The 9265-nt window shown below is 67.5% G+C and carries 8 protein-coding genes; 5 read left to right on the top strand and 3 right to left on the bottom strand.

Annotation, left to right across the window (positions count from 1 at the left end; genetic code table 11):
* Both IP78_RS01245 and IP78_RS01240 read left to right on the top strand, forming a co-directional pair.
* A partial coding sequence (locus IP78_RS01245) for a PAS domain-containing sensor histidine kinase (RefSeq protein WP_054109902.1) occupies nt 1-2170 on the top strand: 2170 nt, incomplete at its 5' end.
* Nucleotides 2171-2625: 455 nt separating this feature from the next.
* A complete protein-coding gene (locus IP78_RS01240; protein ID WP_054109900.1) occupies nt 2626-3477 on the top strand; it encodes an HAD family hydrolase in 852 nt (283 codons plus the stop codon).
* Nucleotides 3478-3481: 4 nt separating this feature from the next.
* Here the strand turns inward: IP78_RS01240 and IP78_RS01235 are convergent, their stop codons facing one another.
* The 3 genes from IP78_RS01235 to IP78_RS01225 form a co-directional block, all read right to left on the bottom strand.
* Nucleotides 3482-3736, bottom strand: a complete 255-nt coding sequence (locus tag IP78_RS01235; RefSeq protein WP_054109899.1) for a hypothetical protein — start codon at nt 3734-3736, stop codon at nt 3482-3484.
* Between the two features lie 139 nt (nt 3737-3875).
* Complete coding sequence (locus IP78_RS01230) at nt 3876-4934, bottom strand: deoxyhypusine synthase (protein ID WP_029414813.1); 1059 nt, start codon at nt 4932-4934, stop codon at nt 3876-3878.
* Nucleotides 4935-5033: 99 nt separating this feature from the next.
* Nucleotides 5034-6299 carry a type III PLP-dependent enzyme gene (locus IP78_RS01225; protein ID WP_054109898.1) on the bottom strand — a complete coding sequence of 422 codons (1266 nt, stop codon included), beginning with the start codon at nt 6297-6299 and terminating at the stop codon, nt 5034-5036.
* A gap of 304 nt (nt 6300-6603) precedes the next feature.
* Here IP78_RS01225 and phnC point away from each other — a divergent pair, with 304 nt between their 5' ends.
* From phnC to phnE, 3 genes are read left to right on the top strand one after another with little or no spacing between them, the layout of a single operon-like run.
* Nucleotides 6604-7431, top strand: a complete 828-nt coding sequence (gene phnC / locus IP78_RS01220; protein WP_054109897.1) for a phosphonate ABC transporter ATP-binding protein — start codon at nt 6604-6606, stop codon at nt 7429-7431.
* Nucleotides 7428-8447, top strand: a complete 1020-nt coding sequence (phnD, locus tag IP78_RS01215; RefSeq protein ID WP_054109896.1) for a phosphate/phosphite/phosphonate ABC transporter substrate-binding protein — start codon at nt 7428-7430, stop codon at nt 8445-8447. The genes phnC and phnD overlap by 4 nt, the downstream gene beginning before the upstream one ends.
* Complete coding sequence (gene phnE / locus IP78_RS01210; protein WP_054109895.1) at nt 8444-9256, top strand: phosphonate ABC transporter, permease protein PhnE; 813 nt, start codon at nt 8444-8446, stop codon at nt 9254-9256. The genes phnD and phnE overlap by 4 nt, the downstream gene beginning before the upstream one ends.
* Nucleotides 9257-9265: the final 9 nt, after the last annotated feature.

Here is a 9265-nt window from a genome sequence, read left to right as displayed (position 1 = left end):
CGCGGCGGGTCTGGGGGCTGTGGCGGCCTTCGACGAGGTGCGGCTGGGCCTGACGCCGGACGAGACCCCGATCCTGCTGGGCGCAGACGCCCGCATCGTGGCCGCGCGACAGGCTCTGGCCGGGGATGCGCAAGGGACAACGGCGGTGGCCATCGCCGAGGCGCTGCACGCCCGGCACGGCGACGCGATCGACCGGCTACTGGCCGAAGGCGCGCCGTTCCGGACACGCGATCCCGACAGCGGCTGGACCATCGAGGGCCGCACCGACGGTGGCGTCGCCTGGCTCCGCCTGTCGGACCGGGGCGAGGCCGCCTCGTCCGCCGAGCCGTCGCTGGGGGCCGGGCTGATCGCCGAGGCCTCGCCTTCGCCCGCCTGGGTGTTGGACGGCGACGGGGCGCTGGTCTGGGCCAATCGGGCCTGGCTGGCCGAGACGGGGTGCGACAGTCTGGAAGCGGCGCGCGAGCGCCAGGCCTCCTTCGACCGGGGTGCCGACCAGCTGGCCGCTGAAGCGGGGCGGATCGGGGCGCGTCAGGAGGGGTTCCGCTGGACGCCCGGCGACGGCCGCCGGCGGGCCTGGAAGATCATCGCCGAGCCCATCGGCGGGCCCGGCGGGCCCGTTCTGGTGTTCGCCCTGGACATGACTGAGGCGGAGGAGACGCGCGACACGCTGCGCCGCCACGTCGAGGCCCATGACGAGACGCTGAACCATCTTGCGGATGCCGTGGCCATCTTTGGACCGTCGCGGCGGCTGGCCTTCCACAATACGGCGTTCCAGGCGTTGTTCGGGCTGGACGCGGCGTGGCTGGACGAACGACCGACCCATGCCGAGCTGCTGGACCGGCTGCGCCAGCGCCGCATGCTGCCCGAGGTCGTCGACTACGCCGGGTGGAAGGCGCGCGAACTGGACTTCTACGGCGCCGCCGAGGCCGCCCCGGACGAGAGCTGGTCCCTGCCGGACGGGCGGACCCTGCGGATCGTGCGCCAGCCGCATCCGCTGGGCGGCATCCTTCTGCTGTTCTCGGACATCACGGGCGAGCTGGATCTGAGGAGCCGCTTCAACGCCCAGCTGCAAGTGCAGACGGCGACGCTGGACAAGCTCAATGACGCGGTCGCCGTCTTCGGCTCGGACGGCCGGCTGCGGCTGCACAACGACGCCTTCGAGACCTTCTGGAGCCTGTCGGCCGAGCAGCTGAGGGACGCCGGCGACTTCGACGCCATCGCGGCGCTGTTGAAGACTCACATCCCCGACGCCGCCCTGTGGCTGGAGCTGAAGGCGCGCGTCGCCGATCCCGATCCCGAAAGCCGCGTGCCTGTCTCGGGCGAGGGCCGCACCACGGACAACCGGATCGCCGCCTGGCAGACCCGGCCCCTGCCGGACGGTGCGACGCTGGTCGCTTTCTCCGACGTGACCGCCCGGCGCGAGCTGGAGCAGGCGCTCGCCCAGCGCGAGGCGGCGCTGAAGGAGAGCCAGGCCCTGAAGCGCGAGTTCGTCGGCTCGGTCAGCTACGAGCTGCGCACGCCGTTGACGACCATCGTCGGCTATTCCGAGCTGCTGGAAGCCATGGGCGACCTGCCGGAGCGCAGCCGTCAGCATGCGGGGGCCATCCGGGTGGCGGCCGGGCAGCTGGCGGCCTCCATCGACGACGTGCTGGACATGGCCCAGATCGACGCGGGCGAGATGGAGCTCTCGCTGGGCGACGTGCGCATCAAGGACCTGTTCGCCGAGGCGGCGCAGAAGCATCTGCCGCGGATCGAAGGCCGGGGCGCGACCTTCCATGCCGAAGTCCCCGCTGACATGCCGGTCCTGCGCGCGGATGCCCGGCGGCTGGGGCAGGCGATCGATCACCTGCTGGACAATGCGGCCCGCTCGGTCTCGGAGGGCGGATCGGTCACGCTGAGGGCCGAGGCCAATGCGACCGAGCTTCGCATCCGCGTTGAAGACACCGGTCGGGGCATTCCCTATCACCTGCAGGCCCACGTCTTCGACCGCTTCGTCAAGCGCGAGCGGGGCGGTCCGGGCGTGGGGCTGGCCCTGGTCAAGGCCCTGGTCGAGCTGCACGGCGGCTGGGCCGAGGTCGAGAGCGAACCCGGCAAGGGCGCGGCCTTTATCCTGCACCTGCCGCTGGAGGCCGATGGGGTCGCGGCGGCACCGGAGCTGGCGTTGGGTTAGTTGCAGGGCTGGCCGCTCAATACTCGGACGAAGTCGATCTGATAGGTCCGCCCTGCAAGTGCGCCAGTCCAGCGAGGCTCACCGCGATCCATGGAGCCAACGAAGCACATGCGAACATGACGCTCGCTTAGCCACACGACCCTTACTGATGACATATGCTCTAGCGTCCTGAGGTCTCGGACGCTTTGTCCTGTGGCCTCAAGACTGATTTGATTCCGGACGAACCCAGCGGCCCCGCCGAAGTTCTGAATGTCAATTCGGAGGGCTGCTGAGTTGCTCGGGTTGAGATATCGATAGGTGCGGGTATCCTGTCCCGCGCTGCTGCAACCCGAGAGGCAGGTGGCGGCCACGGCCAACGTCAGCAAAGCGACCATCAAGCGTTCCAATCGGACCCCTGCATCACTTGAAGATGTCAGAGTTGGCGCGTTTAAGCGATCCAGAACGATGGAGTCCGCATGGCCGACCTTCTCAAGACCGCCCTCATCTACGACTTCGATGGCACGCTCGCGCGCGGGAACATGCAGGAGGTGACCTTCATCCCCTCAGTCGGGATGGGCGTCGGCGACTTCTGGGGCGAGGCGGATCGGCTGACCAAGTCGGCCGACGGCGACAACATCCTGATGTACATGCAGTTGATGCTGCAACGGGCCCGCGAGAACGGGCGGCCGGTGACGAAGACCCTGCTCAAGGAGCACGGCGAGGACGTCAAACTGTTCGACGGGCTGAAGTCGGACCTGACCGGCAAGGGCTGGTTCGACCGCATCAATGCGATCGGCCGCAGGTACGGGCTGGAGATCGAGCACTACATCATCTCGGCCGGTCTGGAGGAGATGATCGAGGGCTGCCCGATCCGCCCGGCGTTCCGGCACGTCTTCGCCTCCAAGTTCGCCTATGACGACCACGGCGTTGCCATCTGGCCGGCGGTCGGCGTCAACTACACGACCAAGACGCAGTACCTGTTCCGCATCAACAAGGGGGTGCTGAACCACTGGGACCATGAGCGCATCAACCGCTTCGTGCCGGACGACGCGCGCGCCGTGCCGTTCGAGCGGATGATCTTCCTGGGCGACGGCGACACCGACGTGCCGACCATGAAGATGATGCACACCAAGGGCGGCTTCTCGATCGCGGTCTATGACCCCCGGAACTCCGAGCGCGATCAGGAGAAGATCTATGGCCTGATTTCGGAGGACCGGGTGAACTTCGTGGCGGCCGCCGACTATCGCGAGGGCCAGCCGCTGGACCTGATCGTCAAGGGCTTGCTTGGCCGCATCGCCATCAACGCCGGGACGATGGCGGAGGTCTGAGGCCTCAGTCGTCGCGTCGATCGGCCGCGCGACGGCCCTGCTCGGCGAGAGCCGCGTTGATCGCGGTCTGATCGGGATCGATTTCCGAGCCGTTGGCCGAGCCGCCGTTGTGTGAGCCCGCGCGGGTGTCCGAACCCACGTCGGTGCCCGAAAGAGCCTCGATCAGGGCGTCGGCGTTGCGACCGAGGTCGGGCCGGTCGCCCATGTCGTCTGCCTCACGGGCTTCTTCACTCCTCGGCTTGGGGTCTGGGTCGGTCATGGGCCTGTGCTCCTTCGCATGAGGAACCGGCGGAGCGATGGAGTGGTTCCGAACAGACGAAAGGGGCGCGATCGCTCGCGCCCCCTTGTTTGTTGTCGCTAACGCTCGCCGCGCGGCAGCGCGCGACTTGAGCGACGGCTTACGCCGCCTTTTCGAACAGCTTCTGCCAGCGGCGCGGCTCGCGCTTCTTCCAGCCTTCGCGGTGGTAGGCGTCCGAGCCGATCAGCGGCACGACGGTGGTCGCCTCGGCGAAGACCATCTGCTCATAGGTGGTCGAGACCTTGCCCCACGAGGCGGCTTCCTTGAGCGTCGAGGACGAGCAGGCGCCGTCGCGGACGTCGGCGACCGTGATCTGGACCGCATACTTGTGCATGTCGGCCTCGACGCCGAGGATCTCGGCGCAGACGACGGTGTCCTGGGCGAAGTTCTTGGGAACCCCGCCGCCGACCATGAACAGGCCGGTGGTGCCCGCCGCGATCTTGATGTCGGTCAGCTCACGGAAGTCGGCGATGGCGTCCAGCATCATATAGGGCTGGCCGGCGGCGGCGCGCTCCTTCTGGTGCTTGACCAGGCCGAAGCCGGCGGAGCTGTCGACGAAGGCCGGGCAGAAGATCGGCACGCCCATCTCATAGGCGGTCTGGATCAGCGAGCCTTGTTTCTTCGCATTCCCTTCCGACAGCCACTTGCCCATCTCCCAGATGAACTCGCGGGACGAATAGCCGCGCGGCTCCAGGCGGTTGGCGATCTCGAGAATCGTATGGTCGCAGGCCTGGAGCTCTTCCTCATCGATGTAGGTGTCGTAGATGCGGTCGATGTAGTTGTCGCGCAGCACATTGTCGTCGACCGGCCCGGCCGCCTGATAGTGCTTGAAGCCGAGCGCCTCGAAGAAATCCATGTCGACGATCGAGGCGCCGGTGGCGACCACGGCGTCGATCATGCCGAACTTCACCATGTCGCGGTACACGTGCATGCAGCCGCCGGCCGAGGTGGACCCCGCCAGGATCAGCCAGGGCGAGCAGGTCTCGTCCTCGATGGCCATGTTGAAGATGTCGGACGCACGCGCCGTGTCGCGGCTCGAGAACGACATCTTGCGCATGCTGTCGATGATCGGCCGCGCGTCGAAGCTGGTGATGTCGATGTGCTCCACGACGTTCTGGAGCAGCTGGGCCTTCTGGTTCGATTGAACGGGAGCGTTCATTGCAAGGGTTTCCCTTTGGTTTGAGCGCCCGTCGTCAATAGAAGCAGCGGCCCGGACGGAGCGACGGGCCGCTGCGAGTTAGAACGTCTGTGTGACGGTTTAGCGCCGACGCTGCTTGCGCTGGCCCGCCTTGCCCTTGGGGCGAGACAGGCGAACGATCTTGCGGGCCTGCTCTTCCGCCGTGGTGCGCACGGTGGGGATGGAGCGGGGCGCGAGGCCATACAGCGAGGCCATCGGGGCGTCCTGCACCGCCGCGACCTCGTGTTCGCCATAGCCGTTGAAGCCCGTCGACATGGCCACGCCATAGGCGCCGAGCATGCCGATCTCGATGAAGTCGCCTTCACGGATGTCGGCCGGCAGCCAGAACGGACCCGGCATGTGGTCGATCGAGTCGCAGGTCGGTCCGTAGAACTGGAACGCCTTCAGCTCGGTCGCGCTCTCGCCGTCCCGGACCAGCTTGGTCGGGAAGGGCCAGCGGGAATGCGTCGCGTCGAACAGCGAGCCATAGGACCCGTCGTTCAGATACAGCGCATCGCCCTTGCGCAGTTCGACCCGCGCCAGCACCGAGGAGCTCTCGGCCACCAGCGCCCGGCCGGGCTCGCACCACAGTTCGGTCGTTTCCGACACCGGCATCTCGTTGAAGCCGCGATGGATGGCGTCGGCGTATTCGCTCATGTCCGGCGGGACCATGCCCGGATAGACCGACGGGAAGCCGCCGCCCACGTCGACGATGTCGACGAAGACGCCCGCCTTCTTAATGGCGCGGCCGACCTGGGCCATAGCCGCCTCATAGGCCGAGGGGCGCATGCACTGGCTGCCGACGTGGAAGCTCACGCCCATCAGCCCGTCCTTGACCGCCCGGCGGGTGCTGAGCAGCAGCGACGGGGCCTGATCGGCCGAGACGCCGAACTTGCCCGACAGCGTATAGGCCGCGCCATCCGCCGACACCGCCATGCGCACGATCAGGTTCAGGTCGTCCGCGCCGCCCGTGGCGTCGAGGATCTTCTGAAGCTCCTCCTCGCAGTCGAGCGAGAAGGTCCGCACGCCGTGGTCGAAGTAGGCGCGCGTGATCGCAGACCGGCTCTTGACCGGGTGCATGAAGGCCAGGCGCGCGTCGGCGCTGACCGAGCGGACGAGCTCGATCTCGGCAAGCGAAGCGACGTCGAAACCGGTGACGCCCGCCTCGATCAGGGTCTCGATGACCCAGCGCGACGGATTGGCCTTCACCGCATAGAAGACGTCGGCCTTGAGATTATCCTGGAACCAGCGGGCCGCTACGGAAACCGAGCGCGGTCGCACGAGGGCGACGGGACGCTCAGGAGGCCGCTCACGGACCAGGTCCAGGGGAAGCTGGTACGTGCGCAATTCACGTAACCCCCTGTTAATTGTTAACCCAGACCGGCGTTAGCAGCGCGTAACGGTTAGACCTACGGGGTCCGCCGGAAGCGCGCATATGGGGTCACGCGACTGTCATGTAAAGCGGTTTTTTCGCGGCGCGCCCCTGTGGACAGGATTCCGCTCCGAGGACGGAAGGTCTGTGATTTCAACGTCGCGCAGAGCCAGATGCCGCTCCGCTTTACGCATCGCTCGCCCGCGTGGCATTAAGGCTTGCCGGACCGCGCTCCTCGCGGCATTCGGCGCCTGGTCATCAGCCGCCGTCAGCGAGTTCATGAGTTCATCCGCCGCAGCCCCCGCCGCGCCCGGCTCCCTTGCGACCAGCCTGGTCCTGGCCCGCGACGTGTCCAAGACCTTTGGTCAGCGCAAGGCGCTGGACGGGGTGTCGGTGTCGGTCGCCTGTGGCGAAATGGTCGCCCTGATCGGGCCGTCGGGGTCGGGCAAGTCCACGCTGCTGCGCTCCATCACCGGCCTGCAATCCATCGACGGCGGCAGGGGGACGATTAGCGTCTTCGGCCAGACCGTGCAGTCCAACGGCCGGGTGGCCGGGACCGTTCGCGCGACGCGCAGCCGGCTGGGCATGATCTTTCAGCAGTTCAATCTGGTGGGACGACTGAGCCTGTTCTCCAACGTCATGCTGGGGGCGTTGGGGCGGCTGCCGGGCTGGCGCGGGATGCTGGGGGCCTGGCCGTCAGCGGACAAGACCCGCGCCATGCAGGCGCTGCACCGTGTGGGGGTGTCCGACTACGCCGCCCAGCGCGCCAACACCCTGTCGGGCGGCCAGCAGCAGCGCGGCGCGATCGCCCGGGCCCTGGTCCAGGGGGCTGAGGCCATCCTGGCGGATGAACCCGTCGCCTCGCTGGACCCGGTGTCGGCGCGCAAGGTGATGGAACTGCTGGTCGAGCTGAACAAGCGCGACGGGCTGGGCGTCATCGTGACGCTGCACCAGGTCGATTACGCCATCCGTTATTGTGACCGCGTGGTCGCGCTGAAGGCCGGAAAGGTCGTCTACGACGGCCCGTCGACGGGGCTGGACACCGCCCGGCTGATCGACATCTACGGTCCCGAATTCGAAGACGCCTTCTGGGAGACCAAGGCATGACCCTTCACCGCTTCACCCGCCGCCCAGCCCTTAAGGGATTTGGCCTGATCGCCGCCTCGGCCGCCTTGCTGGCCCTGTCCGCCTGCGGCGGCGGCGAGGAGAAGGCCGCGAGCGGCGCGCCCGAGAGCATCACCTTCTCCATCCTGTCGGCGGAAGGCCAGGCCTCGGCCGGCCCGCTGTGGGAGCCGCTGCTGGCGGATATGGAGGAGGCCATCGGCATCCCGGTCGAGCCCTTCTTCGGGTCCAACTACACCGTCCTGGTCGAGGCCATGCGCGGCAACCAGACCCAGGTCGCCTGGTTCTCGGCCAAGCCTGCGGTGGAGGCCATCGACCGGGCCGACGCCGAGGTCATCGCCCGCACGGTCAACCGCGAGGGCCAGGACAGCTACCAGTCCACCCTGATCGTCAAGACCGGCTCGGGCATCACCCTGGATCAGGTGCTGGCCTGCGGGCGCCGGTTCGATTTCGGCATTGGCGACGCCCAGTCGACGTCGGGCACGCTCGCGCCCTTGGCCTTCCTGTTCAATCCGCGCGGCATCAATCCCACCGCGTGCTTCAAGACCGTGCGCGCCGCCAATCATCAGGCCAATGCCTTCGCCGTGGCGACCGGCCTGGTTGATGTGGCGACGTCCAACACCGTCAACACCGTCTTCCTGAGGCGTCAGAACCCGGCCGTGGCCGAGCAGATCACCGAGATCTGGCAGTCGCCGCCCATCCCCGAGAGCGGCATCCTGGTGCGCGGCGACCTCGATCCCGCGACCAAGGAGAAGATCCGCAGCTTCTTTTTGACCTATGGCCAGGGCGAGGGCGTGGAGGCCGAGCGCCAACGTCAGGTTCTGGCGGGTCTGGAGTATTCCCAGTTCCGCGCCGCCGACGACAGCTATCTGAACCCCATCCGCGAGATGGTGGCCGATCAGCAGCTGACCGAGGCCCGCGCGCGCGGCGACAACGCCGCCATCGCCGAGGCGCAAGCAGAGCTGGAGCGCCTGCGGGCGCTGCGAGAGGTCCAGCCTTGACCGACATCAGCGTAACCGGCGGCACCATCCCCAAGCCGCCGTCCAAGTCGCTCGGGGCCTGGCTGCTCGACATCCTCATCTGGGGCGGCGTGGCCGTGGTGCTGATCTACAGCATCGGCGATGTGGATCTGGGCAACCTGTCGCGCCTGGTGACCAACAGCGACAACGTCAGCACCTTCGCCCGGGAACTGCTGCGGCCGGACTTCACCAACTGGCGGCTGTTCGTCGAGCAGATGTGGCTGACCGTCCAGATCGCCCTTTGGGGCACCTTTCTCGCCGTGATCCTGGCCGTGCCGATGGGTCTGGCTGCGGCGCGCAACATCGCGCCCATCTGGGTGGTGACGCCTGTGCGCTGGGTGATGAACCTGCTGCGGTCGGTGCCGGATCTCGTCATGGCGCTTCTGTTCATCGTGGCGGTGGGGCTGGGGCCTCTGGCGGGCGTGCTCGCCATCACGCTGAACACCACAGGCGTGCTGGCCAAGCTGTTCTCCGAAGCGGTCGAGTCGATCGATAATGGGCCGGTCGAGGGCGTGCGCGCCACCGGGGCGTCTGGCCTGCACGAGATCGTCTGGGGCGTCGTGCCCCAGGTGGCGCCGCTGTGGACCTCGTTCGCCCTCTACCGCTTCGAGTCCAACAGCCGCTCGGCCACGGTGCTGGGCCTGATCGGCGCGGGCGGCATCGGCCAGGTGCTTTTCGACAGCATGAACGCCTTCGACTACAACTCGGTCTCGACCATCGTCATCATCGTCGTGGTCGCCGTGACCCTGATCGACATGCTGTCACAGGCCATGCGCAAACGTCTGCTTTAAGCGTCGCGA

The sequence above is a fragment of the Brevundimonas sp. AAP58 genome, from assembly GCF_001295975.1.
Taxonomy (GTDB): Bacteria; Pseudomonadota; Alphaproteobacteria; order Caulobacterales; family Caulobacteraceae; genus Brevundimonas.
This window is presented reverse-complemented; position numbering and strand designations above follow the sequence as displayed.